General features: G+C 67.2%; 26 protein-coding genes and 1 pseudogene. 14 read left to right on the top strand and 13 right to left on the bottom strand.

What is annotated here, in order from left to right:
• The first annotated feature begins 18 nt into the window (after window positions 1-18).
• Window positions 19-1,329: an arabinofuranan 3-O-arabinosyltransferase gene (gene aftC / locus G6N08_RS18015; protein ID WP_163759501.1), complete on the top strand. Its 1,311-nt coding sequence runs from the start codon at window positions 19-21 to the stop codon at window positions 1,327-1,329.
• The gene (gene msrB, locus G6N08_RS18020) at window positions 1,326-1,748 is read left to right on the top strand and encodes a peptide-methionine (R)-S-oxide reductase MsrB (RefSeq protein WP_163759504.1); all 423 of its coding nucleotides are present in this window, start codon (window positions 1,326-1,328) and stop codon (window positions 1,746-1,748) included. The genes aftC and msrB overlap by 4 nt, the downstream gene beginning before the upstream one ends.
• Window positions 1,749-1,960: 212 nt before the next feature.
• On the opposite strand, the gene G6N08_RS18025 is transcribed toward msrB, so the two are convergent.
• From G6N08_RS18025 to hemE, 4 genes are read right to left on the bottom strand one after another with little or no spacing between them, the layout of a single operon-like run.
• On the bottom strand, window positions 1,961-2,725 hold the full coding sequence (locus G6N08_RS18025; protein ID WP_218033395.1) for a class I SAM-dependent methyltransferase: 765 nt from the start codon (window positions 2,723-2,725) through the stop codon (window positions 1,961-1,963).
• 23 nt (window positions 2,726-2,748) lie between these two features.
• Window positions 2,749-3,444 (bottom strand): hydrogen peroxide-dependent heme synthase, encoded by a 696-nt coding sequence (hemQ, locus tag G6N08_RS18030; RefSeq protein ID WP_163759507.1) that lies wholly within the window; start codon window positions 3,442-3,444, stop codon window positions 2,749-2,751.
• A gap of 4 nt (window positions 3,445-3,448) precedes the next feature.
• Window positions 3,449-4,810 carry a protoporphyrinogen oxidase gene (locus tag G6N08_RS18035; protein WP_163759511.1) on the bottom strand — a complete coding sequence of 454 codons (1,362 nt, stop codon included), beginning with the start codon at window positions 4,808-4,810 and terminating at the stop codon, window positions 3,449-3,451.
• Window positions 4,807-5,868, bottom strand: coding sequence for a uroporphyrinogen decarboxylase (gene hemE / locus G6N08_RS18040; RefSeq protein ID WP_163759514.1), 1,062 nt, complete (start codon window positions 5,866-5,868; stop codon window positions 4,807-4,809). The genes G6N08_RS18035 and hemE overlap by 4 nt, the downstream gene beginning before the upstream one ends.
• A 173-nt stretch (window positions 5,869-6,041) precedes the next feature.
• Here hemE and G6N08_RS18045 point away from each other — a divergent pair, with 173 nt between their 5' ends.
• The 3 genes and pseudogenes from G6N08_RS18045 (at window position 6,042) to G6N08_RS18055 (ending at window position 8,825) form a co-directional block, all read left to right on the top strand.
• Complete coding sequence (locus tag G6N08_RS18045) at window positions 6,042-6,881, top strand: enoyl-CoA hydratase/isomerase family protein (protein ID WP_163759518.1); 840 nt, start codon at window positions 6,042-6,044, stop codon at window positions 6,879-6,881.
• Between the two features lie 51 nt (window positions 6,882-6,932).
• Window positions 6,933-7,567, top strand: a pseudogene (locus G6N08_RS18050) (DUF3000 domain-containing protein).
• Between the two features lies 1 nt (window position 7,568).
• Window positions 7,569-8,825, top strand: coding sequence for an HRDC domain-containing protein (locus tag G6N08_RS18055; protein WP_163759523.1), 1,257 nt, complete (start codon window positions 7,569-7,571; stop codon window positions 8,823-8,825).
• Between the two features lie 12 nt (window positions 8,826-8,837).
• Here G6N08_RS18055 and dxs read toward each other — a convergent pair whose 3' ends face one another.
• Window positions 8,838-10,760, bottom strand: a complete 1,923-nt coding sequence (gene dxs / locus G6N08_RS18060; protein WP_163759527.1) for a 1-deoxy-D-xylulose-5-phosphate synthase — start codon at window positions 10,758-10,760, stop codon at window positions 8,838-8,840.
• 116 nt (window positions 10,761-10,876) lie between these two features.
• Between dxs and G6N08_RS18065 the strand changes: the two genes are divergently transcribed.
• Both G6N08_RS18065 and G6N08_RS18070 read left to right on the top strand, forming a co-directional pair.
• Window positions 10,877-11,320 (top strand): CBS domain-containing protein, encoded by a 444-nt coding sequence (locus G6N08_RS18065; protein ID WP_163759530.1) that lies wholly within the window; start codon window positions 10,877-10,879, stop codon window positions 11,318-11,320.
• 52 nt (window positions 11,321-11,372) lie between these two features.
• A complete protein-coding gene (locus G6N08_RS18070; RefSeq protein ID WP_163759534.1) occupies window positions 11,373-12,662 on the top strand; it encodes an ArsB/NhaD family transporter in 1,290 nt (429 codons plus the stop codon).
• Window positions 12,663-12,707: 45 nt separating this feature from the next.
• On the opposite strand, the gene G6N08_RS18075 is transcribed toward G6N08_RS18070, so the two are convergent.
• Together G6N08_RS18075 and G6N08_RS18080 are read right to left on the bottom strand one after the other, a co-directional pair.
• Window positions 12,708-13,910 (bottom strand): class I SAM-dependent RNA methyltransferase, encoded by a 1,203-nt coding sequence (locus G6N08_RS18075; RefSeq protein ID WP_163759537.1) that lies wholly within the window; start codon window positions 13,908-13,910, stop codon window positions 12,708-12,710.
• Entirely contained in the window at window positions 13,910-15,907 is a 1,998-nt protein-coding gene (locus tag G6N08_RS18080) for an APC family permease (RefSeq protein WP_163759540.1), read from the bottom strand. The genes G6N08_RS18075 and G6N08_RS18080 overlap by 1 nt, the downstream gene beginning before the upstream one ends.
• A gap of 142 nt (window positions 15,908-16,049) precedes the next feature.
• Between G6N08_RS18080 and G6N08_RS18085 the strand changes: the two genes are divergently transcribed.
• On the top strand, window positions 16,050-16,721 hold the full coding sequence (locus tag G6N08_RS18085; RefSeq protein WP_163759543.1) for a potassium channel family protein: 672 nt from the start codon (window positions 16,050-16,052) through the stop codon (window positions 16,719-16,721).
• A gap of 76 nt (window positions 16,722-16,797) precedes the next feature.
• A complete protein-coding gene (locus G6N08_RS18090; RefSeq protein WP_163759546.1) occupies window positions 16,798-17,487 on the top strand; it encodes a potassium channel family protein in 690 nt (229 codons plus the stop codon).
• Window positions 17,488-17,532: 45 nt separating this feature from the next.
• Here G6N08_RS18090 and G6N08_RS18095 read toward each other — a convergent pair whose 3' ends face one another.
• On the bottom strand, window positions 17,533-18,150 hold the full coding sequence (locus tag G6N08_RS18095) for a DUF3159 domain-containing protein (protein WP_163760859.1): 618 nt from the start codon (window positions 18,148-18,150) through the stop codon (window positions 17,533-17,535).
• 53 nt (window positions 18,151-18,203) lie between these two features.
• Window positions 18,204-18,572, bottom strand: a complete 369-nt coding sequence (locus tag G6N08_RS18100) for an OB-fold nucleic acid binding domain-containing protein (protein WP_163760861.1) — start codon at window positions 18,570-18,572, stop codon at window positions 18,204-18,206.
• Between the two features lie 157 nt (window positions 18,573-18,729).
• Here G6N08_RS18100 and G6N08_RS18105 point away from each other — a divergent pair, with 157 nt between their 5' ends.
• Window positions 18,730-19,437: an alpha/beta hydrolase gene (locus tag G6N08_RS18105; RefSeq protein WP_246216802.1), complete on the top strand. Its 708-nt coding sequence runs from the start codon at window positions 18,730-18,732 to the stop codon at window positions 19,435-19,437.
• Window positions 19,438-19,457: 20 nt separating this feature from the next.
• Here G6N08_RS18105 and G6N08_RS18110 read toward each other — a convergent pair whose 3' ends face one another.
• Both G6N08_RS18110 and dut read right to left on the bottom strand, forming a co-directional pair.
• Complete coding sequence (locus G6N08_RS18110) at window positions 19,458-20,210, bottom strand: DUF3710 domain-containing protein (RefSeq protein ID WP_163759553.1); 753 nt, start codon at window positions 20,208-20,210, stop codon at window positions 19,458-19,460.
• Window positions 20,211-20,259: 49 nt separating this feature from the next.
• A complete protein-coding gene (dut, locus tag G6N08_RS18115) occupies window positions 20,260-20,724 on the bottom strand; it encodes a dUTP diphosphatase (protein ID WP_163759556.1) in 465 nt (154 codons plus the stop codon).
• Window positions 20,725-20,749: 25 nt separating this feature from the next.
• On the opposite strand from dut, the gene G6N08_RS18120 reads away from it, so the two are divergent.
• Window positions 20,750-21,226: a DUF3093 domain-containing protein gene (locus G6N08_RS18120; protein ID WP_163759559.1), complete on the top strand. Its 477-nt coding sequence runs from the start codon at window positions 20,750-20,752 to the stop codon at window positions 21,224-21,226.
• A gap of 7 nt (window positions 21,227-21,233) precedes the next feature.
• Here G6N08_RS18120 and G6N08_RS18125 read toward each other — a convergent pair whose 3' ends face one another.
• A complete protein-coding gene (locus tag G6N08_RS18125) occupies window positions 21,234-21,536 on the bottom strand; it encodes a DUF4193 domain-containing protein (protein WP_163759562.1) in 303 nt (100 codons plus the stop codon).
• Window positions 21,537-21,700: 164 nt separating this feature from the next.
• On the opposite strand from G6N08_RS18125, the gene cei reads away from it, so the two are divergent.
• Complete coding sequence (gene cei, locus G6N08_RS18130; RefSeq protein WP_163759565.1) at window positions 21,701-22,351, top strand: envelope integrity protein Cei; 651 nt, start codon at window positions 21,701-21,703, stop codon at window positions 22,349-22,351.
• A 32-nt stretch (window positions 22,352-22,383) separates the two neighbouring features.
• Here the strand turns inward: cei and G6N08_RS18135 are convergent, their stop codons facing one another.
• Window positions 22,384-23,259: an inositol monophosphatase family protein gene (locus tag G6N08_RS18135; protein WP_163759568.1), complete on the bottom strand. Its 876-nt coding sequence runs from the start codon at window positions 23,257-23,259 to the stop codon at window positions 22,384-22,386.
• 115 nt (window positions 23,260-23,374) lie between these two features.
• Between G6N08_RS18135 and ppgK the strand changes: the two genes are divergently transcribed.
• Both ppgK and G6N08_RS18145 read left to right on the top strand, forming a co-directional pair.
• Complete coding sequence (gene ppgK, locus G6N08_RS18140) at window positions 23,375-24,181, top strand: polyphosphate--glucose phosphotransferase (protein ID WP_163759570.1); 807 nt, start codon at window positions 23,375-23,377, stop codon at window positions 24,179-24,181.
• A 166-nt stretch (window positions 24,182-24,347) separates the two neighbouring features.
• Complete coding sequence (locus tag G6N08_RS18145) at window positions 24,348-25,994, top strand: RNA polymerase sigma factor (protein WP_163759573.1); 1,647 nt, start codon at window positions 24,348-24,350, stop codon at window positions 25,992-25,994.
• Window positions 25,995-26,155 lie beyond the last annotated feature (161 nt).

Genomic DNA, 26,155 nt, shown 5'->3' on the forward strand with positions numbered 1-26,155 from the left:
TTCGGGGCGGGTCCGCCGGTGTACTGTGCGCTGGTGACGGCAGTTGATTCGACCCGTATCGGCGTGCGCGACTGGGTGCAGGCCGCGTTTCGTCCCCCGTCCAGCGCACCGAGCGCCGCAACGGTGCTGCGCTCGGTGTTGTGGCCGGCGGCGATCATGTCGGTGATTCACCGCAGCATCGTGTTGACCACCAACGGCAACAAGACCGACGACTTCAAACCCGTTTACCGGGCGGTGCTGAACTTCCGGCACGGCTGGGACATCTACAACGAGCATTTCGACTATGTCGACCCGCATTACCTGTATCCGCCCGGCGGCACGCTGATTATGGCGCCGTTCGGATACCTGCCCGAGATACCGTCGCGGTACTTGTTCATCTTGTGCAACGTTGTGGCGATCTTGATCGCCGCATATCTGCTGTTGCGGCTGTTCGGTTTCACACTGGCTTCGGTCGCAGCCCCGGCCTTGCTGCTGGCCATGTTCTGCACCGAGTCCGTCACCAACACACTGGTTTTCACCAACATCAACGGATGCGTCCTGCTGGCCGAGGTGTTGTTCTTCCGGTGGCTGCTCGACGGCAAAGTCAGTCACCAGTGGTGGGCGGGCACCGCGGTGGGGCTGACGCTGGCGGTCAAACCGCTGCTGGCACCGCTGGTGTTGCTGCCGCTGCTGAACCGCCAGTGGCGGGCCGTGGTGGCCGCGTTGGTGGTGCCGCTGGTGTTCAACCTGGCTGCACTGCCGTTGGTCAGCCACCCGATGGACTTCTTCACCCGCACGCTGCCCTACATCCTCGGCACCCGGGACTACTTCAACAGCTCGATCGAGGGCAACGGCGTCTATTTCGGGTTGCCGACCTGGTTGATCCTTTTTCTGCGGATCCTGTTCACGGCCATCGCGATCGCCAGTTTGTGGCTCTTGTACCGCTACTACCGCACCCGCGACCCGCTGTTCTGGTTCACCACGTCGTCCGGCGTGTTGTTGCTGTGCTCGTGGCTGGTGCTGTCTTTGGCCCAGGGCTACTACTCGATGATGCTCTTCCCGTTCCTGATGACCGTGGTGTTGCCCAACTCGGTCATCCGCAACTGGCCGGCCTGGCTGGGGATCTACGGTTTCATGACCCTGGACCGCTGGCTGCTGTTCAACTGGATGAGGTACGGGCGCGCGCTGGAATACCTGAAAATCACCTACGGCTGGTCGCTGCTGCTGATCGTCATCTTCTGCGTGCTCTACTTCCGCTATCTGGACGCCAAGGCCGAAAACCGGCTGGACCACGGCATCGACCCGGCGTGGCTGACGCCGCAGAAGCCACGCGCTAGCGTGAACGCATGAGCTCCGAGAGCCCGTCCCCGCGCGTGCAACTCACCGACGACGAATGGCGCCAGAAACTCACCCCGGAGGAGTTCGCCGTGCTGCGCCGCGCCGGCACCGAGCCGCCCTTCACCGGTGAGTACACCGACACCAAAACCGAGGGCATCTACCAGTGCCGCGCCTGCGGAGCCGAGTTGTTCCGCAGCAGCGAGAAATTCGAATCACATTGTGGCTGGCCGTCGTTCTTCGACCCGGCACGGTCTGACGCGGTGATCCTGCGTCCTGACCACTCGATGGGCATGACCCGCACCGAAGTGCTCTGCGCGAGCTGTCACAGCCATCTGGGCCATGTCTTCGCCGGCGAGGGGTATCCGACACCGACCGACTTGCGCTACTGCATCAACTCGATATCGCTGCGGCTGGTCCCGACACGCTCGTGAGCGTCCAGGTGGTTGCCGGCGGTGTCGCGGCGCGCCCCCAAACAGCGCTGCACCCGCACAGCTCTGCCGCACCTCCCCGGGAAAAACGACACCCGGCCGTCTGATGGCGCATACGCTATCGCCCGTGTCCGAGATGTCAGGCCAGCCGGCGCGACGGACGTGACACCACCTGTGACCCCCGAAGGCGCGGCCGGCGCCGGCTGACGCTGCACCTAGTCCAGCCGGGTGGCGTGCACTTCCCAGAACGGGGCGTGCAGCCGGCCGTTGACCAGCCAAGGCTCGATGACCCGGAAACGGTCCTGCACCATCCGGATTCGATCCGCCATGTCCGGGTTTCGCTGCGCCATCCTCTCGAAAGTCTCAGCGCTGGCGTTGATCTGATAGGTTGTCGGCCCCAGGTAGGTGATCTCCCAGCCGTTGCCGGGCAGCACGTCACGAAAGTCCGCCTCATCCAGCGAGCGTGGCATGCGGAAGCCGTTGACGTCGTGGGCGCCGAACTCATACATAAAAAGCCGCGCTCCCGGCTTGGTGGCCCGGTGCAGAGCCCGCAGGTAGCCGCTCTGCAGCGCCCGGTCATCGCCGAACGTGTGGTAGAAAGCACAGTCCACAACCGTGTCGAACCGGTTTTCCAGCCCGTCCAATTTCGTCGCGTCGGCCAACTGAAAGTTCACCGATACCTTGGCCTTTCGCGCGTTTTCGCGGGCGCGGTCCAGCGCTGCCGGCGACGCGTCGACGCCAGTGGCCGAATAACCCTTCAAGGCGTAGTAGATAGCGTGATGACCCGGACCGGTGCCCGGGTCAAGTACCTCGCCCCGGACAGCACCCAGCGCCACCAGCTGCTGGACCACCGGCTGCGGACCACCAATATCCCACGGCGTCGCGGCCGGCAAACCGTGCAGCAGACGCTCGTCGCGATACATCTCCTCGAAGCGGGTGAAATCTCCCCGCGCCCGGGCGCCCTCAGCGGGTTGGCTCATCTGTCTCCTCGTCTCGGCGCAGGCTACGGCAACGAGTTCACCAGCTGTTCGACCGGCACCCGCGGACCTGTGAAAAACGGCGTCTCAGCGCGGGTGTGACGCCGGGCTTCGGTGGCACGCAGGTCGCGCATCAAATCAACGATGCGGTGCAACTCAGGGGACTCGAACGCCAGGATCCACTCGTAGTCGCCGAGCGCGAACGCCGGCACGGTATTGGCGCGGACCTCCTTATAGCCGCGGGCAGCCATTCCGTGCTCGGCGAGCATGCGCCGACGCTCCTCCTCAGGCAGCAAATACCAGTCGTAGGAGCGCACGAACGGATACACGCAGATGTAGGCACCCGGCTCCTCGCCGGCCAGAAACGCCGGAATGTGGCTTTTGTTGAACTCGGCCGGCCGGTGCAGCGCCACACTGCTCCACACCGGTGTGCATGCGCGTCCCAGCGTGGTGGTGCGCCGGAAATCGGCGTAGGTGGCTTGCAGTGCTTCCACCCGCTCGGCGTGGGTCCAGATCATGAAATCGGCGTCGGCGCGCAAGCCGGCGACGTCGTAGAGGCCGCGCACCACCACGCCGCGTTCCTCCTGCTGCTTGAGGAAGGTGGTGGTTTCGTCGATGACGGCCTCCCGCTGGTCGCCGAGCGCCCCGGGCCGCACCGCGAACACCGAGAACATCAGGTAGCGCAGCATGGCGTTGAGCGCGTCGTAGTCCAGCCGGGCCATGGCTCTATGGTGCCACGGGGGCGGTCACCGCCCCGACGACCTCGGCGGCGGCCCGGCCGGCCGCGGCGATACACGCCGGCACCCCGATTCCGTCAAGAAAGTTGCCCGCCACCGCCAATCGCGGCGGCAAACCGGCGCGAAGTTCGGCGACGATACCGGCGTGGCCGGGGCCGTACTGGGGCATCGCATCACCCCAGCGCTGAACCCGGACGTCGACCGGCTCGACCGTCACGTCGAACACGGTGGCCAGATCTGCCAGCGCCCACGCCAGCAGTTCGTCGTCGGTGGCACGGCTCGCATCGTCACCGAACCGCCCGAACGAAAGCCGGATCAACTCCAGGTCGCTGCGGCGGCCCCACTTGCGTGACGACAACGTAATCGCCTTGGTGTGCAACGTTTCCTCACTGGCGACCAGCACACCGGACTGTTGCGGGAGCCTGGTATCGGCCGGCACCGCCAACGCCACCACCACCGAGGACGCGCTGGCGATCCGGCCCACGGCCGTCGCGGCGCGCGGGGCAACACGCTCGATCAGCGCGGCTAACCGGGGCGCCGGGACGGCAAGGATCACCGCATCGGCATGCCACCGGTCGCCGCCGGCGTCCAGGAGTGTCCAGCCGCGCTCGGCACGATCGATCGTTTCCACCGCCGCCTGCACCCACCGCAGACCGCTGCGGGCCACCAGCGCCTCCACCAGGACCGCGTAGCCGCCGGCGAGGGCACCGAACACCGGGCCGGCGCCGGCCGGCGGAAGCGCTGCGCGCACGGCGTCGGTCACGCTGGCCGCGCCGGCGTCGAGGGCCGCCGCCAGTGCCGGGGCCGCCGAGCGCACACCGATCGTGGCGGCCGAGCCGGCATAGACACCCCCCAACAGCGGATCCACCGAGCGGGCCACTACCTGCTGGCCGAACCGGTCGGCCACCACCGCGGCCACCGAGGGATCACCACCGGGTTGCCAGTTCAGCGGGCGGGCGGGTTCACGTTCGATACGGGCCAGCGTCGCGTCATCGACCAGCCCGGTCATCGACGCCGCCGACGACGGGATTCCGACCACCGTGCCGGCCGGCAGTGGCCGCAGCCGCTGCCGGCTGTAGAGCAGCGGGCGGGCACCGCTGCTGACCAGTTGCCGGTCCGCCAGCCCCAGCTCGGCCAGTAACGCCGGAACTTCGGGACGGCGCAGCACGAAGGCCTCGGCGCCCACATCCATCGGCTGCCCGCCGACGTGCTCGGTGCGTAACACGCCGCCGAGGCGATCACCCGGATCGAACACCGTGATGCGCGCTTGCGCACCGGCGCTCGCCCGCAACCGGTAGGCCGCCGTCAGTCCCGAGATACCGCCGCCCACCACGCAATACGAGACGCTCATAACGAGTGAACCAGCGACACCAGTTCGGTGAGCACACCCGGGTCGGTCTCCGGCAATACCCCGTGCCCGAGGTTGAAGACATGGCCGGACGCTCCGGCGTCCACAGCGCGGCGCCCGTCGTCCACCACAGCCCGTGCAGCCCGTTCCACCACCGGCCAGCCCGCCAACAGCGCCGCGGGGTCAAGGTTGCCCTGCAACACGGTCCCCGGCTGCACCCGGGCCGCCGCGTCGGTCAGCGTGGTCCGCCAGTCGACGCCGACCACAGCGGCGGCCACCGGTTTGAGCGCGCCCGACATTGCACCCAGCAGCTCGGCCGTCCCGAGCCCGAAATGCGTCATCGGCACCCCGTACCCGGCCAGCGTGCTGAACACCCGGGCGCTGTGCGGCAACACATGGGTGCGGTAGTCGGCCAGCGACAGGGTTCCGGCCCACGAATCGAAGACCTGAACGGCGTCCGCCCCGGCGTCGAGCTGGGTGCGCAAGAACGCGATGGTGATATCGGTCAGCTTGCTCATCAGCGCATGCCAGCTGGCCGGGTCACCCCACATCATCGCCTTGGTGCGGGCATGGTGGCGGCTCGGCCCGCCCTCCACCAGGTAGGACGCCAACGTGAACGGCGCACCCGCGAAGCCGATCAGCGGCACCTCGCCGAGCGCGGCCACCAACGATGACACTGCCTCCGACACCGGCTCCACCACTTGCGGGTCAAAAGGTTTCAGCGCGCGGATATCGGCGGCGGTGCGCACCGGCTGCGCAATCACCGGTCCGACGTCGGCAACGATGTCCACGTCGATACCGGCGCCGCGCAGCGGAACGACAATGTCGGAGAAGAGGATCGCCGCGTCCACGTTGTGGCGGCGGACCGGCTGCACGGTGATCTCGCAGATCAACTCGGCATCGAAACACGCCGCCAACATGCTGTGCTTTTCCCGCAGCTGGCGGTACTCGGGCAACGAGCGGCCGGCCTGCCGCATAAACCACACCGGCACCCAATGCGGTTTGCGGCCGGCGGCCGCGGCCAGATAGGCCGACCTGGGAAGCCGGCGACGGTTACTCATCGGGCTCCATGCTGCCATGTCACCGGCCGGGCACGTCCCGGCCCGACACCTCTGTCGCGGCGGCGCCGATGCGCGCCGATCAGCGGGGGTGCGTAACATCGCCAGACGCGAACGTTGAGATGGTCCGTGTGGCGCACCGCGCCATGCTGGGCACAGTGATGTCAGGAGCCGGGATGCCAGTTAGCCACCCTCCCGTCAATTACGACCAGTTCCCCAGTTTGCGAATCGAACTGCGCGACAGCGGCGTGCTGCACGTGGTGCTCGACGCGCCCGGGCTCAATTCGGTGGGCCCGCAGATGCATCGGGATCTTGCCGACATCTGGCCGGAGATCGACCGCGATCCGGACGTGCGCGTGGTCCTCGTCCGCGGGGAAGGCACGGCGTTTTCCTCGGGCGGCAGTTTCGACCTGATCGAAGAGACTATGGGCGGATTTGCCGACCGGGTCCGGATCATGCGTGAAGCCCGTGACCTGGTGTTGAACATGGTCAACTGCGATAAGCCGGTGGTCTCGGCCATCCACGGACCGGCTGTCGGCGCTGGCCTGGTGGTGGCGTTGCTCGCCGATATCTCGGTGGCGGGCCGCAACGCAAAAATCATCGACGGGCACACCAAGCTCGGGGTGGCGGCCGGCGATCACGCCGCCATCTGCTGGCCGCTGCTGGTCGGCATGGCCAAGGCCAAGTACTACCTGCTCACCTGCCGCCCGCTCAGCGGTGCGGAGGCCGAGCGGATCGGCCTGGTCTCCACGTGTGTGGACGACGGCGAGGTGCTCGCGACCGCAACACAGCTGGCCGAGGATCTCGCGCAAGGCGCGCAGACGGCGATCCGCTGGACCAAGCACAGCCTCAATTACTGGTACCGGATGTTCGCGCCCGCTTTCGAAACAGCGCTCGGCCTGGAGTTCATCGGGTTCAGCGGCCCCGATGTCCACGAGGGGCTGGCCGCCCACCGCGAGAAGCGCCCCGCCCGGTTCGCCGCCGGCCCCGAGAGCACCGCGGCCCGGCCACGATGAACCGGCGTGCCTGTCCCCGCGTGTCGGCGGATGGGGCTACCGTCGAGTGTTGTGACGCGCGCCGGCGACGATGCAGAGCGCAGCGATGAGGAGGAGCGGCGCTGTTGACCTCAGCCGAACCGGCCCCATTTCGCGAGGCAGTGGCAGCGATGAATGCTGTCAGGGTGCGCTCCGAAATCGAGCTCGGCCCCATCCGCCCGCCGCAGCGACTCGCGCCGTACAGCTATGCCCTGGGTGCCGAGGTGAAACATCCCGAGCTCGACATCGTCCCGGAACGATCCGAGGGCGACGCGTTCGGCCGGCTGATCTTGCTCTATGACCCGGACAGATCCGAAGCCTGGGACGGCACCATGCGGCTGGTGGCCTATATCCAGGCCGACTTGGACGCCAGCGAGGCCGTTGACCCACTGCTGCCTGAAGTGGCGTGGAGCTGGCTGGCCGACGCGCTGGGGTCACGCGCCGACCATGTCACCGCTCTCGGTGGCACCGTCACCGCCACCACATCGGTGCGCTACGGCGACATCGCCGGACCGCCGCGGGCGCATCAGCTCGAGCTGCGGGCCTCGTGGACGGCGACCACTCCTGACCTGGGCACCCATGTGGAGGCGTTCTGCGAGGTGCTCGAGCACGCCGCTGGGCTGCCGCCGGTCGGGGTGACCGACCTGAGCTCGCGGTCACGCGTCTGAGATGTCGGGAGCGGCGCCCGATCAGCACGGCAGTACCGAACCCGGCCCGATCCCGCTGCTGCATCCCGCCGACGGGATACCGGAGCTCTCGGCGACACCGACTGAGATCGCGGCCGCCGCCGAGCTCTTGGCGACCGGATCGGGACCGTTTGCCGTGGACGCCGAGCGGGCATCGGGTTTCCGCTATGTCAACCGCGCGTATTTGATCCAGATCCGGCGCGCCGGTGCCGGCACCGTGCTCATCGACCCGGTCAGCCACGGGGGTGATCCGCTGGCCGTGCTCCGCCCCGTCGCCGCGGTGCTCGGCGCCGACGAATGGATCCTGCACGCCGCCGATCAAGATCTGCCGTGTCTGGCCGAGCTGGGTATGCGGCCGCCGGCGCTGTATGACACCGAACTGGCTGGAAGGCTGGCCGGTTTTGAACGGGTCAATCTGGCGGCCATGGTGCAGCGGCTGCTCGGGCTGAGCCTGGCCAAGGGCCACGGCGCGGCCGACTGGTCGAAACGTCCGCTGCCGGCGGCGTGGCTGAACTATGCGGCACTTGATGTCGAAGTGCTCATCGAGCTACGCGAAGCAATCGCGGCCGTGCTGGCTGAACAGGGCAAAACACAGTGGGCCGCAGAGGAATTCGAGTACCTGCGCACCGTTGCAGCACAGTCGGCTCCGGCGGGCCGGCGGGATCGGTGGCGACGCACCTCGGGGATCCACACTGTGCGCGACCGGCGCGGGCTGGCCGCGGTCCGCGAGCTGTGGATGCTCCGGGACAGCATCGCGGCCCGCCGCGATATCGCGCCGGGCCGCATCCTGCCGGATTCGGCCATCATCGAGGCCGCCATCGCCGACCCGAAAACGCTCGACGACCTCATCGCGTTGCCGGTCTTCGGCGGGCGCAAACAGCGCCGCAACGCCCAGCTGTGGCTGGCCGCGTTACAAGCGGCCCGGGAAAATCCCGATCCCCCACAGGAATCCGAGCCTACGAACGGTCCCCCGCCGGCGGTGCGGTGGGGCAAACGGAAACCCGAAGCCGCTGCGCGGCTGGATGCCGCCCGCGCCGCGCTGGCCGAGCTGTCGCAGCGTGTTTCGGTGCCGACGGAGAATCTGGTGTCACCGGAGCTGGTGCGCCGGCTGTGCTGGGAGTGGGCAGGTGGTGACGAACAGACGATCGAGGACTTTTTACGGGCCGGCCAGGCGCGGACCTGGCAGCGGCAACTCGTGGTCCCGGTGCTGGCCGCCGCGCTGCGGCCCTGTGCCGGCTGACCCCGCTGCGTCTTAGTCGAGGTGCTCGCTGGTCTCCGGCTCGTGCCCCAGCACCTGGCCGCTGCTCAACGCGGCGACCCACCCGGTGATCTGGCGGGCGATATCCTGCTCGGTCAGGCCCGCCTCGGCGAGCACCTCACCCCGCGACGCCTGGTCGTAGAACCGCTGCGGCAGCCCGACATCGCGGCACGGGACGTCGATCTCGGCGCGCCGCAGCGCCGCCGACACCGCCGACCCCACACCGCCGCTGACACCGTTGTCCTCCACCGTGACAACCAGTTTGTGTGTTGCCGCCATTTCGCGCACCGCATCCGGCACCGGCAAAACCCACCGCGGGTCGACCACCGTGACCCCGATACCCTGCTTGCGCAGCCGCGTGGCCACTGCGAGCGCCATCGACGCGAACACCCCCACCGCCACCAGCAGCACGTCGTGGCTCAGCCCGTCGGCGGGAACCGCCAGCACATCGACACCCGAGCGGCGCTCCAGCGCCGGAATATCCTCTCCCACATCACCTTTGGGGAAGCGAATTGCGGTGGGACCGTCGTCGACGTCCAGCGCCTCCCCGAGCTCTTCGCGCAGCCGGGTGGCATCGCGGGGCGCGGCCACCCGCATGCCGGGCACGATGCCCAGCATCGACAAATCCCACATGCCGTTGTGGCTGGCGCCGTCCGGGCCGGTGATCCCGGCCCGGTCAAGTACCAGGGTGACCGGCAGCTTGTGCAGCGCGACATCCATGATGATCTGGTCGAACGCCCGGTTCAGAAACGTCGAATAGATCGCCACGACCGGGTGCAACCCGCCCATCGCCAGCCCGGCCGCCGAGGTCACGGCATGCTGCTCGGCAATCCCGACGTCGAACAACCGGTCGGGGAACCGCTGCCCGAACGCGGTCAACCCGGTCGGGCCCGCCATCGCCGCGGTGATGGCCACCACATCCCGGCGTTTGGCGCCATAGGCAAGCAGCGCGTCGGCGAAGGTCGCCGTCCAGCTCGGGCCGGCCACCGTGGTGGCCTGACCGGTCGCCGGGTCGATCACCCCGCAGGAATGCATCTGCTCGGCCTCGTCATCCTCGGCGGGCGGGTAGCCCATGCCCTTGCGGGTGACCACGTGCACGATCACCGGGGCGCCGAAGCCGCGCGCGTTGCGCAGCGCGGTCTCCACCGCGTGCCCGTCGTGGCCGTCGACGGGCCCGACGTATTTCAGCCCGAGATCGGTGAACAGCAGCTGCGGGGACAATGCGTCTTTGATGCCGGCTTTGACGCTGTGCATGACGCGGTAGCACAACTCGCCCACCATCGGAATGCCGCGCATGGCGCTGCGGCCCTTCTCCAGCGCCCGCTCATAGCCCGGCTGCAGCCGCAACATGGCCAGGTGGTCGGCCAGCCCGCCGAAGGTGGGCGCGTAGCTGCGGCCGTTGTCGTTGACGACGATCACCACCGGCCGGCGGGCCGCGGCGATGTTGTTGAGCGCCTCCCAGCACATGCCGCCGGTGAGCGCGCCATCGCCGACCACGGCCACCACATGCCGGTTGCGGTGCCCGGTCAGCTCGAACGCCTTGGCCAGACCGTCGGCGTACGAGAGCGCCGCGCTGGCGTGGCTGGACTCCACCCAGTCGTGTTCGCTCTCGGCACGGCTGGGATAACCCGACAGCCCGCCCTTTTTGCGCAGCGTTTCGAAATCCGGGCAGCGGCCGGTCAGCATCTTGTGCACGTAAGCCTGGTGGCCGGTGTCGAAGATGATCGGGTCGTGCGGCGAGTCGAACACCCGGTGCAGCGCCAGTGTCAACTCGACGACACCGAGATTAGGTCCCAGGTGTCCGCCCGTCGCGGCCACCTTGTGGATCAAAAACTCGCGGATCTCGTGAGCCAGCTCCCGAAGCTGTGGCTGGGAGAGGTGCTGCAGATCAGCGGGCCCGCGGATCTGTTCAAGCATCTCGCCAGTGTACGCAGACGGCGCCGGCCCGGTGTCGGCGCGTCGGGCCGGCTCTGCGGCTGCGGGCACCCGACCGGGCACCTGCCGCATGTGCGGCGGCGACGTATCATCACCGTATGCGTGCAGAGGAGATCGCCGAGGATTTCCCGGTCGTGTCCATCGACTCCGACGCACTTGAGGCCGCCCGCATGCTCGCCGAGCACCGCCTGCCCGGCATCGTCGTCACGGACACCGCCGGAAAACCGTATGCGGTGTTGCCGGCGTCGCAGGTTGTCCGCTTCATCGTGCCCCGCTACGTCCAGGACGACCCCTCGCTGGCCGGTGTGCTCGACGAATCCATGGCCGACCGGGCCGCGGACAAGCTGCGCGGCAAGAGGGTCCGCGACGTGCTGCCCGAGCATCTGGTCGACGTGCCCCCGGCCGACGCCGGCGACACGATCATCGAAGTGGCCGCGGCCATGGCGCGGGTGAGAAGCCCGCTCATCGCCGTGGTCAAAGACGGCGCGCTGCGTGGAGTGATCACGGCATCGCGGCTGCTGGCCGCGGCACTGAGACATTGAGCTCCGCGAAAGCGGCGAAAAGCCGCGGACGCGCACGGCGACAGGACGTTTCATGAGCGTCATCGCGGTCACCGTCTTCGTGGTCGCCTATGCGCTCATCGCTAACGACCGGGTCAACAAAACGCTGGTGGCGTTGACGGGTGCGGCGATCGTCGTCACCTTGCCGGTGATCAGTTCCAGCGACGTGTTCTATTCGCGCACCACCGGAATCGACTGGGACGTCATCTTTTTGCTGCTCGGCATGATGATCATCGTCAGCGTGCTGCGGCGGACGGGTGTATTCGAATACACCGCGATCTGGGCGGCCAAACGTGCGAAAGGCTCCTCGCTGCGCATCATGGTGCTGCTGGTGCTGGTCACCGCGTTCGGCTCGGCCCTGCTGGACAACGTCACCACGGTGTTACTGGTCGCCCCGGTGACCCTGCTGGTATGCGAGCGCCTGGCGATCAACGCGGCACCGTTTTTGATCGCAGAAGCGTTCGCCGCCAATATCGGCGGCACGGCCACGCTGGTCGGCGACCCGCCCAACATCATCATCGCCAGCCGGGCGGGGCTGTCGTTCAACGACTTTCTGATCCACTTGGCACCGCTGGTCGTCATCGTCATCGGCGTGTTCGTCACGTTGCTGCCCAAACTGTTCCCCGGCGCGTTCACCGTCGACCCCCAGCGGGTCGCCGACGTCATGTCGCTGGAAGAGCGCGAGGCCATCCGCGACCCCTCCCTGCTGATCAAGTGTGGTGTCGTGTTGGTGCTGGTGTTCGCCGCTTTCATCGCCCACTCACTGCTGCACATGGATCCGTCGGTGGTGGCGCTGTTGGGCGCCGGCATCCTGATCGTGGTTTCGGGACTGGAACGGGCGGATTATCTGGCCAGCGTGGAATGGGACACGCTGCTGTTTTTCGCCGGCTTGTTCATCATGGTCGGCGCTTTGGTGAAGACCGGTGTCGTCGGCCAGTTGGCGCGCTCGGCCGCCACAGTCACCGGGGGCAACGCGGTGTGGACGACGATGCTGATTCTGGCGGTGTCCCTGGCGGTGAGCGGCGTCATCAACAACGTCCCGTTTGCGGCGACCATGGCGCCGATCGTCGGCGAACTGGCCCCATCCATGCTGGGCCACGGGCACCCGCACGCCCTGTGGTGGGCTCTTGCCATCGGCACCGGTTTCGGCGGAAACCTCACCGCCGTCGGCGCCAGCGCCAACGTGGTCATCCTCGGAATCGCCCGGCGCGCAGACAATCCCATCACATTTTGGGAATTCACCCGCAAAGGCGCGGTAGTCACCGCCACCTCCTTCGCGCTCACCGGTGTCTACCTTTGGGTGCGCTACTTCGTGCTGAGCTGACAGCGCCACCGCCGGACTCGAGCCGGGCCGCTCACACCGGCGTCGTCACCGCGGGCGTGTCAACAGGGCGACGCATTCCACATGGTGGGTCAGCGGGAACGCGTCGAACACCCGGATGTCCTCGACGGCGTAGCCGTGACCGCGGTAAAGACCGATGTCTCGAGCGAAAGTTGCTGCTTCGCAACCGAAGTGAATCAACCGCCGGACACCGGCAGTGACCACCAGGTCGATGACTGCGCGCGCGGCACCCGAACGGGGCGGATCCAGCACCGCCACATCCGCGGCATCAGTTTGTGCTGCCAGCACACGACGCACCGAATCGGTCAGCACCTGGGCCTGGGGTAAATCGGCCAGCGCGGCCCGTGCCGCCCGCGACGCCACCGGTGAGGTGTCCACGCTCAACACCCGCCCGGTCTCCCCCACCGCCTCAGCCAGCACCGCCGCGAACAGCCCGGCGCCGCCGTACAGATCCCAGGCGATCATCCCGGCTGCGGGCTGAGCCCAGTCGCGGACCAGGTTGCTGTACACCCGGGCCGCGTCGCGGTGCGGTTGCCAAAACGCCGTGACCGGCACCCGCCAGCTGCGCGGCCCCACTCGCTGCAGCGCCTGCGCGCCGCCCTCGATCACGGTGGCGACGGTTTTCCGGCCCTGTTTTGCCGTCCGCACCACATGCCGTTGACCGTCATCGCCGACGGCGACGTGTAGGTGCGCGGCCGGCGGCCAGGCCGCCGAGTCCAAACCCGCGGTCATGCCGGGGGGCAGCTGCCCGCAGCGCAAGTCAGTGACCAGCTCGTCGCTGTGGTAACGGTGAAAACCGGCGCGGCCGTCGGAACCCACGTCGAGCCGAATCCGGGTGCGCCAACCGGTCGGAGCCCCAAGCGGTTCGATATCCCCGCACCAGTGGTAACCGCCCAGCCGCGCGAGCTGATTGGCGACCACCTGCGCCTTGATGGCGCGCGCCGCCTGTGGATCGGCGAACGCCAAATCGCAACACCCTGCGCCGTCGACCCCGGCGATCGGGCACAACGGCGCAACCCGATCCGGTGACGGTTCGAGCACCTCGATCGCCTCGGCGTGCCAGTAGGAACCCCGGTCGGCGGTGACCCGCACCCGCACCCGCTCACCGGGTAATGCGTAACGCACGAAAACCACCCGGCCCTCGTGGCGTGCCACACAGCTGCCGCCGTTCGCCGGGGCGCCGGTGACCATTGTCAGTTCCGCAGGTGTCACGCTATTGCATTGCGGCATCAATCGAAAATCCCCCGGCGGGCGTCACCCGGAGCCGCATGCGGCTGCAGCGTTCTGAGTCGTTCAGACGACGTCAGCTGCCAGGGAACCGACGTCACCATCACGCCCGGCATGAACAGCAATCGGCCTTTGAGCCGCAGCGCACTCTGGTTGTGCAGCAATTGCTCCCACCAGTGGCCGACCACATACTCCGGAATGAACACCGTCACCACGGTCCGGGGCGATTCCTTGCTGACTCGCTTGACGTAATCGAGTATGGGCCGGGTGATCTCGCGATATGGCGAAGCGATCACCTTAAGCGGCACGCTGATGTCACTGTCTGCCCATTTACGCACCAGCGCACGGGTTTCCGTGTCGTCGACGTTGACCGTGATCGCCTCCAGCACGTCCGGACGGGTGGCGCGCGCGTAGGCAAGTGCGCGCAGCGTCGGCAGATGCAGCTTCGACACCAATACGAGGGCGTGGTTGCGGCTGGGCAACACCACCTCGTGATCCTGAGCAGCGGCTTGTTCGCGCAATTCCCGGCTGACGGCGTCGTAATGTCTGCGGATCAGCTTCATCACGGCGTAAAGCGATGTCATCGCCACCACGGCAATCCAGGCCCCGGCCACGAACTTGGTTACCAGCACGATCAGCAGCACCGTCCCGGTGGATATGAAGCCGATCGTGTTGACCACCCGGGAACGCATCATCTTGCGCCGGAGCGCCCGGTCGGTCTCGGTGCGCAGCAACCGGGTCCAGTGCCGCACCATGCCGATCTGGCTCAGCGTGAACGAGATGAACACGCCGACGATGTACAGCTGGATCAGCGCGGTGACCTCCGCCTGGAACGCAATGAGCGCCGCCAGGGCTGCCACGGACAAAAACACGATCCCGTTGGAAAACGCCAGCCGGTCGCCCCGGGTGTGCAGTTGGCGGGGAAGGTAGCTGTGCTGCGCCAGCACCGAGCCGAGAACCGGGAAACCGTTGAACGCCGTGTTGGCCGCCAGCACCAAGATCAGCGCGGTCACCGCGGCGATCAGCAAGAAGCCGATGTGGAAGCTGCCGAATACAGTCTGGGCGATCTGGGTGACCAGTGTCTTCTGCTGGTAGCCCGCCGGGATACCGGCCAGCTGGGTGGCCGGGTCGTCGACCACTTGAACACCGGTTTTCTTCGCCAATGCGATGATGCCCATGAACAAGCTCACCGCGATGATGCCCAGCATCAGCAGTGTCGCCGCCGCGTTGCGCGACTTGGGTTTCCGGAATGCCGGCACGCCGTTGCTGATGGCTTCCACACCAGTGAGTGCGGCACACCCCGAGGAGAACGACCGTGCCACCAGAAACACCAGTGCCGCACCGACAATCCTGCCGTGTTCGGAATGCATTTGGAAACTCGCGGATTCAGCCCGTAACGGATCGCCCAGCACGTAAATCCGGAACAGCCCCCACGCGAGCATGATGGCCAGCCCGACGATGAACGCATAAGAGGGGATGGCGAAAGCCACCCCCGATTCCCGGACCCCGCGCAAATTCATCGCCATGACCAGAAGCACCGCGCTGACGCAGAACAACACCTTGTGCTCGGCGACGAAGGGGATTGCCGAGCCGATATTCGACATCGCCGACGCAGTCGAAACCGCAACCGTGAGAACGTAATCCACCATCAGGGCACTCGCAACAGCCAGCCCGGCGTTGGCGCCGAGGTTGGTTGTGACCACCTCGTAGTCACCGCCGCCGGACGGATACGCGTGCACGTTCTGCCGGTAGCTGGCCACGACGACCAGCAACACCGCCGCCACTGCCAGGCCGATCCACGGCGTCAACGAGTAGGCCGCCAAACCGGCCACGGAAAGGGTCAAAAAGATTTCCTCCGGGGCGTAGGCCACCGAAGACAGCGCATCCGAGGCGAACACCGGCAGCGCGATCCGTTTGGGCAACAGCGTGTGGCTGAGCCGGTCACTGCGAAAGGGCCGGCCCAAAACCAGCCGCCGCGCCGCGGTGGAAAGTTTGGCCACGAGAGCCAAGGGTAAGCCCCCGCCCGGTTGGCGGTAGCGTTCCCTCGTCGGGAACGTTCGAAGGCTAAATCGGCTGGCTAACGTGGTTACCGACAGGGCTTGACAAACAGGGGCAAACAGAACACGGCCGAAAGGATCTCAGGTGCGGATAGTGGTGATGGGCTGCGGCCGGGTGGGGGCCTCGGTTGCCGAGGGCCTGTCACGGATCGGTCACGATGTCGCGGTAATCGACCGTGACAGCACCGCCTTCAACCGGCTCAGCCCGGAATTTGCCGGCGAACGGGTCCTGGGTCTGGGATTCGACCGCGACGTGCTGTTGCGGGCCGGTATCGAGGAAGCCGAAGCCTTCGCCGCGGTGTCATCCGGGGACAACTCGAACATCATCTCGGCGCGGCTGGCCAGGGAAACGTTCGGTGTGCCGCGTGTTGTCGCGCGCATCTACGACGCCAAACGCGCCGCGGTCTACGAACGGCTGGGTATCCCCACGATCGCCACCGTGCCGTGGACCACCGACCGCCTGCTCAATGCCCTCCTGCGGGAAAGTGAGACCACGAAGTGGCGCGACCCGACCGGCACCGTCGCCGTCACCGAACTCGTCGTGCACGAAGATTGGGTGGGGCACCGCATCACCGAACTGGAGGAGGCCACCGGTTCGCGGGTCGCATTCCTGATCCGGTTCGGCACCGGCGTGCTGCCGGAGGCGAAAACCGTGATCCAGGCCGGCGATCAGGTTTACGTGGCCGCGATCGCCGGGCGGGCCGCCGAAGCCGCTGCGATCGCGGCCTTGCCGCCCAGCGAGGACCTCGAGTCGTGAGGCTGCGCGGCCGGGGAAGGCGGCTGAAACCCGGCGACGACGATGCCGGCATAACCGGGATTAAGGAGTGGCGCACATGAAAGTAGCTGTCGCTGGCGCCGGCGCGGTGGGCCGTTCGGTCACCCGCGAACTCGTCGAAAGCGGCCACGACGTGACGCTGATCGAACGCAACCCCGATCATGTCGACGTCGATGTGATCCCGGCCGCGCACTGGCGGCTCGGTGACGCCTGCGAGTTGAGTGTGCTGGAGTCGGTGCATCTGGAAGACTTCGATGTGGTGGTCGCCGCCACCGGTGACGACAAGGTCAACGTGGTGCTCAGCCTGCTGGCCAAGACGGAGTTTGCGGTGCCGCGGGTGGTGGCCCGGGTCAACGATCCACGTAACGAGTGGCTGTTCACCGACGCCTGGGGTGTGGATGTGGCGGTGTCGACGCCGCGGATGCTGGCGTCGCTGATCGAAGAGGCCGTCGCCGTGGGCGACCTGGTGCGGCTGATGGAGTTTCGCAAGGGTCAAGCCAACCTGGTCGAGATCACGCTGCCCGACGACACGCCATGGGGCGGTAAACCGGTGCGCCGGCTCCAACTGCCGCGCGATGCCGCGCTGGTGACGATTCTGCGCGGGCCGCGGGTCATCGTGCCGCAGGCCGACGAACCGCTGGAAGGCGGTGACGAGTTGATCTTCGTCGCGGTCACCGAGGTGGAGGAGGAGCTGCGCCGGCTACTGCTGCCGACGGATTCACCCGCCGACGGCGCCGTCCCGACCTGAGGACCGCCGGTTTGTCCTGAGCCGCGGGCGAAAGGTTCGGGCAGGCTACCCGCGGGCGGCCATCGCACGTTGCGCGGCCTTGATGGCCCCGTACGTCGCCGCCGCCGCCACCGCCGTCAGCGGCCAGCCCATGGCGATGCGTGCCACCGCAAGCCAGCCGGTCTGATCGGCGTCGTAGAGAAGCCGCTGAACCACGAACCGGGCACCGAACACCATCACCCAGCCCAGCGTCGCAGCGTCGAAGGCGTAGACCGCGCCGCGCACCCCGCGCCAGCTGCGATCCTGTCCGCTGGCCCAGCTCCACAGATAACCGACGACCGGTCTGCGGATGACCACGGACAACGCGAACACCACCGCCCATACCAACGACATCCAGATGCCCAGCAGGAAGTAGCCCTTGGATTCGCCCACCGCGTAGGCGATCAGCGCGCAAAGGCCCACCCCGATGAAACCGGACACCGCCGGTCGGGTGGACTCCCGGCGGATCAGCCGCCACAGCATGATCAGCGCCGCCACGCCGACGGCGGCGCCGATCGCAGGTAACAGGCCAAAGACGCCGGAGCTCAGCACAAACACCACCACCGGCAGCGATGAGTACACCAGCCCGTTCAGGCCACCCACGTGGGCCAGCAGCCGCTCGGCACCGGAACGGTTAGCCCGCATCGGGTCCCGGCCAATTACCTCCCGGCGAGCCTGTGACCGGTCATCGGCGGCGGTCACTGCTGAATTTCGTAGTGCGGGTTGTAAATCGCTTTCGTCCCGTTGTCCAGCTTGCCCAGCCGGCCGTGCACCCGAAGCTTGCGGCCCGAGTCGATGCCGGGTATCCGGCGTTGACCCAGCCACACCAGGGCGACGGTGTCGGTGCCGTCGAAAAATTCGGCGCGGACTCCGCCGGCACAACCCTTGGCGTTCGTCTCGACGCTGCGCAACGTGCCCACCATCGTGACCTCCTGGCCGCGCTGGCAATCAATCGCACGCTGCGCGCCGGTATTGACGACCTCGTCGGAAAGCTCCTCGACGTCGCGCTGCTCGGGGTCCTCGGTCAACCGACGAGTTAGCCGGCGTAGATAACCTCCGGCCGCCATGGCCTCTCCTGACACCTCAAGATCCGGTCTGGGGCCCATCTGACTGATGATGGGCGCCAGTTATGCCAACGGACACCGTAGACCTGTTGGTTCCGCGATGCCACGCCGACCCGCGGATGGCGGTGACCTACCCCTCACCGCAAGGCACTATCGGGGGGTGGCTGTCGATTTGCGCGGTGTGACGACCGTGTTGCTGGCCGGGACCGGTTCCGATGACGACTACGTCTGCCGGGCGTTTGCCGGCCCGTTACGCGCGACGGGGGCGCTGCTGCTGGCGCCACCGCCGCAGCCGGGACGTCTGATCGCCGGATACCGCGCCGCCCTCGATGAGGCGGCCCGGTCGGGCCCGGTTGCTGTCGGCGGTATTTCGATCGGTGCCGCAGTAGCGGCGGCGTGGGCCCTCGACCATCCCGATCGGGCCGTTGCGGTCCTGGCCGCGCTGCCGCCCTGGACCGGGGCGCCCGGGGCGGCTCCGGCGGCCCAGGCGGCGCGGCACTCGGCGCTGCTGCTGCGCCGTGCCGGCTTGACCGCGGCAACGACACAGCTGCGCGCCTCCAGCCCACCCTGGCTGGCTGAGGAGCTGGCCCGGTCATGGCGGGCCCAGTGGCCGCAGCTTCCCGACGCCATGGAGGAAGCCGCCGGCTATGTCGCGCCCAGCGGCGCCGACCTGCGGGGGCTCACCGCCCCGCTGGGAATCGCCGCCGCAGTGGACGACCCGATTCACCCGCTGCAGGTGGGTGTGGAATGGGCGGCCGCCGCGCCGCGTGCGGCGCTGCGGCGCGTCACGCTGGACCAGATCGGCGCCGACCCGGCCATGCTCGGCGCTGCCTGCCTGGCCGCGCTGGGCGACGCCGACGATCGCTAGCCGGACCCACCGGGCAATCCTCAGCCGCCGGTGGTGCTGCTGCGCAGCTGCTGCATCGCTGATCCGGCTGCGCTGCGGCGCGCGGCCGACACGCCCGCACCGGGTTGCTGTGCACCGGCCTGCTGCGCGGCGGTGGCCTCGCGCAGCTGCGCAGCCATCGGCTCAGGCAGCTGCACCGGCAGCGGCGTGCGCACCGGCAACGGCGTGTTGCCGCGACGTACGACGGTGTCCGCCAAAACTTCTCGAGCCTCCTGCGTCAACGCGTCGATAGTGTCGGGGGTGCCGTTGACCACGCAACGGATCATCCAGCGATACCCGTCGACCCCGATGAAGCGCACGACGCCAGAGGCGGTGCCCACGACTTCGCGGCCCCACGGCCCGTCATGAATGCTGACTTCGACGCTGTCTTTGCGCAGCGCGGCCGCCAGCTCGGCGGCCACCTCGCGCCACAAACCTCCGGTCTTCGGCGCGGCATAGGCAGCGATGGTGAACCGGCCGTTGGGGGTCACAATCCAGATCGCGCTCGGCAGCCCGGTTTCGGTGAGCTCGACCTGCAGCTGGCTGGCCGTGGGTATTGGGATCAGCACCGACCCGAGGTCGAGGCGGGCGAGTTCGGCAGTCGCCGGGTCATCGAAGTCGTCGATGTCGAAGGGGCCTTCCAGCTCCTCGGCGGGTTCGGCTGCGAGCGCAGCGGCCGGCTCCAGCGGCTCATCCTCGGCCGCGCGGCTGATGGATGCGCGTTCGTCTTTGCGCTTGCGTCTACCGAATGCCATTACCCCCGCCGCTTCTCCTCATCGCTTCGCTCCGCATTGTCGTCACCGGTCACAGGCTGGGATGTCCGCCAGAAGAGCCGTGGCCACCGTCTCCGCGCGATGTGTCGGCCAGGCCGGCCTCCTCGAACGAGGAGACCTCCACCAAGTCCACCAGCTCCACCCGCTGAACCAGCAACTGGGCGATCCGGTCACCGCGGTGCACGACGATCGGGGTGTGTGGGTCGAGGTTGATCAGCGCGACTTTGATCTCGCCGCGATAACCCGCGTCGATGGTGCCCGGGCTGTTGACGATCGAAAGTCCCGCCCGCGCAGCTAATCCCGAACGCGGATGCACGAGGCCCACCATTCCGAACGGAATGGCGACCGCGATGCCGGTCGACACCAGGGCGCGTTGCCCCGGGGCGAGTTCGACATCGTGAGCGCTGTACAGATCGACCCCGGCGTCGCCGTCGTGGGCCCGGCTGGGCAAGGGCAGCCCACGATCCAGGCGGACCACCGCCAGACTAGTCGACACGGGCCCACAGATTACCCTCGAGCGCGTGTCGGGTCCGCGCGTCAGTCCGCAAAGCGTGCGGTATCGCGAGCGGCTGTGGGTGCCATGGTGGTGGTGGCCACTGGGATTCGGGTTAGCGGCGCTCATCGCACTCGAAGTCAACCAGGGTGTGCCGGGCCTGCCGGACTGGTTGCCATTCGCGGCACTGTTCGCGTTAGCCGCCGCCGCGTTGCTGTGGCTGGGCCGCGTCGAGATCCGGGTCACTGCCAGTGATGCTGGCGTCGAATTCTGGGCCGGACAAGCACATCTGCCTCTCACCGCAATCACCCGCTCCGCCGTCGTGCCGCGCTCCGCCAAATCCGCCGCGCTCGGGCGCCAGCTCGACCCGGCCGCCTTTGTCGTGCACCGCGGGTGGGTCGGCCCGATGGTGCTGCTGGTCCTTGACGACCCGGACGACCCGACGCCTTACTGGTTGGTGAGCTGCCGTCACCCGCAGCGGGTGCTCTCGGCATTGCAGAGTTGAAACCGGCCTAAGCGGCGCAATCGGTGCAGATCATCACGCCGTTCTTCTCGCTGGCCAGTCGGCTGCGATGTTGCACCAAGAAGCAACTCGAGCAGGTGAACTCATCGGCCTGCTTAGGGATAACGCGAACCGAAAGCTCCTCACCGGACAAGTCGGCGCCGGGTAGCTCGAACGATTCGGCGGTTTCGGATTCATCGACGTCGACCACGGCCGAAGCTGCCTCGTGTCGCCGGGCTTTGAGCTCCTCCAGCGAATCCTCGGAGACATCGTCGGTATCGGTGCGCCGTGGGGCGTCATAGTCGGTAGGCATCTTCGTGTCCCCTCGTTACCTTGCAAGCAACGCTTTGTACCAGCGTCGAACGCATCCACCAAACGATTCGTGCCCGTATTTCCTCGCGATCATGTGTGATTTACATCACATCGATGTGCGTGCCGTCCTGTGCCATTCCGGGCACTGCGGTTTAAAGTTCCCCTGTGGTCGCGCTCATCACGGAGGGCACCGCGTTCGACAAGCGCGGGCGGCCCTTTCGACGACGCAATGCCCGGCCGGCGCTGTGCCTTTTGGCCGTTTTGGCGGTGGCGGCGGCCGTGGTGTGGACAATCGCGCTGACCCGCCCGGCCGACATCCGCGAGGCGGCCGTGTGTAACCCGCCCCCTGAGCCAACCGATCCGGCCCAGCCGAAGCTGGGCGAGAAAGTGTCACGCGCGGCTATGGTGAATGTCACACCCGCAAAACTCGCCCAGACCAAGGTCCGTGTCCTCAACGCCAGCGGCCGGGGCGGTCAGGCCGCCGACATCGCCGACGCACTCCATGACCTGGGTTTCGCGCAGCCGACCGCCGCCAATGACCCGATCTATGCCAGCGCACGCCTGACCTGCCAGGGCCAGATCCGCTTCGGCGAGGCCGGTGAAGCGACCGCGGCCGCGGTGTGGCTGGTGGCACCGTGTACCGAGTTGTTCCGCGATGACCGCACCGACGACTCCGTAGACCTGGCGTTGGGCACCGACTTCACCACCCTGGCGCACAGCGACGACATCGATTCCGTGCTCGCCAGTCTGCGCCCCGGCGCCACCGAGCCCTCCGATCCCGCGCTGCTGTCAAAGATCCACGCCAACACCTGCTGAACCGCGACCCGCCCCGGCGGTCGCCAAGCGGATCATTCCCCCCACATCGAGGTCAACCCGTCGAAACGGTCCAGTGCTGCGAAAAGCTCGTCGGCGATCCCGGGCGCGGCGGCGACCACCAGACCGGCAGCGCCCGCCGGCCCCTCCGGCGCGGGTAACAACACCCGGGCTCCGGCCTCAGCGGCGATCAGCGCGCCCGCTGCGCAGTCCCACACGTGCAGACCGTGCTCGTAGTAGGCGTCCAGACGGCCGGCCGCCACCATGCACAAATCCAATGCCGCAGAACCGATACGACGCACGTCACGGACCAGGGGAAGCATCCGCGCCAGTAGCGCTGCCTGAGTTGTCCGCCGCTGCCTGGAATACGCGAACCCGGTGCCCAACAGGGCCATCGACAAATCACCGATCCCGGTGCAGTGCAGCGCCCGGGTTCCGTCCTGGTCAGCCAGATGCGCACCGAGCCCGGCCCCGGCCGAATACACCCGGCCCGCCGCGACGTCAGCGACCGCACCGGCCACCGACACGCCACCGACCTGGGCGGCGATGGACACCGCGTACGCCGGGATCCCGTAGACGAAGTTCACCGTGCCATCAATGGGGTCGAGCACCCACGTGACCGTCCCGGTGTCGGCCGCCGCCTCACCGGCCGGACCACCCCCCTCCTCACCAAGAATCGGGTCGCCGGGCCGCAGTTGGGCCAACCGGCTGCGAAGCAGCCGTTCGGTTTCCGTGTCGACGACCGTCACCGGGTCGGTGGGGGTACTTTTCGTCCGCACCGCGCTGTTGTCGGATGTACCCGCGTCGGCGCCGAACACCTCAGCACGACGACGGCGCACGAACGCAGCGGCCTCGTCGACGAGCGTTTCGGCCACCGAACGCAGCTGGGCGGGGTCGTTGTCAGATGTCACCGGTCTATCGCATCACAGCGGACTCAGCGGCTGCGGGCGGCCCGCACACCGCCGCCGACTCGTGGCCCACCCACTAGGGTGTGGGCAAACACCCAAGTCCCGCTGAGGAGATGTGATGACCACCAGCGACTCCACCACCACCGTGCCCGGCACGGATGCGACCAGCGGCGAACCGCGCCGCGGGTTCGGTGTCGACGTCGGCGGCAGCGGCATCAAAGGCGGGGTGGTCGATCTCAGCACCGGGCAACTGATCGGCGACCGCCTCAAGCTGCCCACCCCGCAGCCAGCCACACCATCGGCAGTTGCCAAAACCATCGCCAAGGTTGTCAACGAATTCGGCTGGACTCAACCGCTGGGCGTGACCTATCCGGGCGTCGTCACTGGCGGCGTCGCGCAAACCGCGGCCAATGTGGACAAGTCCTGGATCGGCACCGATGCACGCGCAGTCATCAGCGCGGAACTCGACGGCCAGCCGGTCACCGTTCTCAACGACGCCGACGCCGCCGGACTGGCCGAAGAACGATACGGCGCAGGGAAAGACAAAACCGGCGTAGTGGTATTGCTCACCTTCGGGACCGGGATCGGATCGGCTGTCATTCACAACGGGAAGCTGCTGCCCAATACCGAGTTCGGCCACCTGGAGGTCCACGGCAAGGAGGCCGAGCACCGGGCAGCGTCGTCGGTCAGAGACCAGCACCACTGGAGCTACAAAAAGTGGGCGAAAGAAGTGACCAAGGTCTTGATCGTCATCGAGAACGCGATCTGGCCCGATCTGTTCATCGCCGGCGGCGGCATCAGCAGAAAGGCCGACAAATGGGTGCCTCTGCTGGAGAACCGCACCCCGGTGGTGCCGGCTGCGTTGCAGAACAGCGCAGGGATCGTCGGCGCGGCAATGGCAGCCACCATCGACGTGACGCGCTGAATTTTGCCCCGCACGGGCACCTGCGGCCACATGCTGTCGCTACAATGGTCACCGGCGGCCGCCCAACCGGTAGCGGCGAGTGTTCACGCCGACATTCGACATAACAGACACTTTCGGTTAAGCACGCCTGCAAGCACCGAAAGCGAGTCCGACCGAAGGGGTGTTCGTGGCAGCGAGCAAGGCAAGCCCGGCAACCGATGAGCCGCTGAAACGCACGGCCACCAAATCCCCCGCCAAAGCTGGAGCGAAGCCATCCGCGGCCAAGGCCGCCAACGGCTCGGCTTCCGGCAAACGGGCTACCAAGACCACCACCCGGGCCACCAGGGCCGGCTCGATCAGCCGGACCACCAAGACATCCTCGACCAGCCGGGCCGACAAGACCGGTTCGGCCAGCCGGACCACCAAAACAAGCTCGGCCAGCCGTGGCGGTGTGCGGAAAAAAACCACCGCGTCCACTAAAAGCGCCACCGTCAAGCCGGCGTCCACCCGGGGCCACACCAAGAAAATCGCGGCGCCGAAGGATATCGAGGCCATCGCATCCGACGCCGTCGATCCTGACCTACTAGCCGAAGACTTCGACTCCGAGCCGGATCTTGATCTCGAACCGGGCGAGGACATCGATGCTGAAGGCATCGACCTTGACGTCGCCGACCTCGACCTCGACGAACTCGGGGAGGATGTGCCGCCGGAGGAGAGCGAGGACGTCGAGCTCAACCCCGACGACGCCGAATCGGTCGACGCGGTCGCCATGGCAGCGGTTGCCGACGACACCATCGATGACGAGGAAGAGATCGCTGAGCCCACTGAAATGGACAAGGCTTCAGGCGATTTCGTCTGGGACGAAGACGAATCCGAGGCCCTGCGTCAGGCCCGCAAAGACGCCGAGCTCACCGCGTCGGCGGACTCGGTTCGCGCGTACCTGAAGCAGATCGGCAAGGTGGCGCTGCTGAACGCCGAGGAAGAGGTCGAACTGGCCAAGCGGATCGAAGCGGGCCTGTACGCCGGACAGCTGCTGGCCGAGATGGCTGAGCGCGGCGAAAAGCTCTCTCCGGCGCAGCGCCGCGACATGTTGTGGGTCTGTCGCGATGGTGATCGCGCGAAAAACCATCTGCTGGAAGCCAATCTGCGGCTTGTCGTGTCGCTGGCCAAGCGTTACACCGGCCGCGGGATGGCGTTTTTAGACCTGATCCAGGAAGGTAACCTGGGCCTGATCCGCGCGGTGGAGAAATTCGACTACACCAAGGGGTACAAGTTCTCCACGTACGCGACATGGTGGATCCGGCAGGCCATCACCCGCGCCATGGCCGACCAGGCCCGCACCATCCGGATACCCGTCCACATGGTCGAGGTGATCAACAAGCTGGGCCGTATCCAGCGTGAGCTGCTGCAGGATCTGGGTCGCGAGCCCACTCCGGAAGAGCTCGCCAAGGAAATGGACATCACGCCGGAAAAGGTCCTCGAAATCCAGCAATACGCTCGCGAGCCGATCTCGTTGGACCAGACCATCGGCGACGAAGGCGACAGCCAGCTCGGTGACTTCATTGAAGACAGCGAGGCCGTGGTGGCCGTAGATGCGGTCTCGTTCACGTTGCTGCAGGATCAGCTGCAGTCGGTGCTGGAGACGCTGTCCGAACGCGAGGCCGGTGTAGTGCGGTTGCGTTTCGGGCTTACCGACGGCCAGCCCCGTACCCTCGACGAGATCGGCCAAGTGTATGGGGTGACGCGGGAGCGCATCCGCCAGATCGAATCCAAGACCATGTCGAAGTTACGTCACCCCAGCCGTTCCCAAGTGCTGCGCGACTACCTGGACTGAGCGACACTCCACCGTGCCGTTCTGACCGGTGGTTGGTTTTATTGGTGACGCCTTCACCAGGCTGGTAGGCGCAAACAATGGCACGGCGGGGTGTTGCCGCTCCTCAACTCAATCACCCTGCGCCCGAGGGCCATTGAACGCTACCGGGATCACGGCGTGCA

Origin of the sequence: Mycobacterium botniense, from assembly GCF_010723305.1 — a bacterium.
GTDB lineage: Bacteria > Actinomycetota > Actinomycetes > Mycobacteriales > Mycobacteriaceae > Mycobacterium > Mycobacterium botniense.

Coding starts and splice junctions, on each gene's coding strand:
- msrB (WP_163759504.1), top strand. CDS start 1,326: ATGAGCTCCGAGAGCCCGTCCCCGCGCGTGCAACTCACCGACGACGAA.
- G6N08_RS18025 (WP_218033395.1), bottom strand. CDS start 2,725: ATGAGCCAACCCGCTGAGGGCGCCCGGGCGCGGGGAGATTTCACCCGC.
- hemQ (WP_163759507.1), bottom strand. CDS start 3,444: ATGGCCCGGCTGGACTACGACGCGCTCAACGCCATGCTGCGCTACCTG.
- G6N08_RS18035 (WP_163759511.1), bottom strand. CDS start 4,810: ATGAGCGTCTCGTATTGCGTGGTGGGCGGCGGTATCTCGGGACTGACG.
- hemE (WP_163759514.1), bottom strand. CDS start 5,868: ATGAGTAACCGTCGCCGGCTTCCCAGGTCGGCCTATCTGGCCGCGGCC.
- G6N08_RS18045 (WP_163759518.1), top strand. CDS start 6,042: ATGCCAGTTAGCCACCCTCCCGTCAATTACGACCAGTTCCCCAGTTTG.
- G6N08_RS18055 (WP_163759523.1), top strand. CDS start 7,569: ATGTCGGGAGCGGCGCCCGATCAGCACGGCAGTACCGAACCCGGCCCG.
- dxs (WP_163759527.1), bottom strand. CDS start 10,760: ATGCTTGAACAGATCCGCGGGCCCGCTGATCTGCAGCACCTCTCCCAG.
- G6N08_RS18065 (WP_163759530.1), top strand. CDS start 10,877: ATGCGTGCAGAGGAGATCGCCGAGGATTTCCCGGTCGTGTCCATCGAC.
- G6N08_RS18070 (WP_163759534.1), top strand. CDS start 11,373: ATGAGCGTCATCGCGGTCACCGTCTTCGTGGTCGCCTATGCGCTCATC.
- G6N08_RS18075 (WP_163759537.1), bottom strand. CDS start 13,910: ATGCCGCAATGCAATAGCGTGACACCTGCGGAACTGACAATGGTCACC.
- G6N08_RS18090 (WP_163759546.1), top strand. CDS start 16,798: ATGAAAGTAGCTGTCGCTGGCGCCGGCGCGGTGGGCCGTTCGGTCACC.
- G6N08_RS18095 (WP_163760859.1), bottom strand. CDS start 18,150: ATGCGGGCTAACCGTTCCGGTGCCGAGCGGCTGCTGGCCCACGTGGGT.
- G6N08_RS18100 (WP_163760861.1), bottom strand. CDS start 18,572: ATGGCGGCCGGAGGTTATCTACGCCGGCTAACTCGTCGGTTGACCGAG.
- G6N08_RS18110 (WP_163759553.1), bottom strand. CDS start 20,210: ATGGCATTCGGTAGACGCAAGCGCAAAGACGAACGCGCATCCATCAGC.
- G6N08_RS18125 (WP_163759562.1), bottom strand. CDS start 21,536: ATGCCTACCGACTATGACGCCCCACGGCGCACCGATACCGACGATGTC.
- ppgK (WP_163759570.1), top strand. CDS start 23,375: ATGACCACCAGCGACTCCACCACCACCGTGCCCGGCACGGATGCGACC.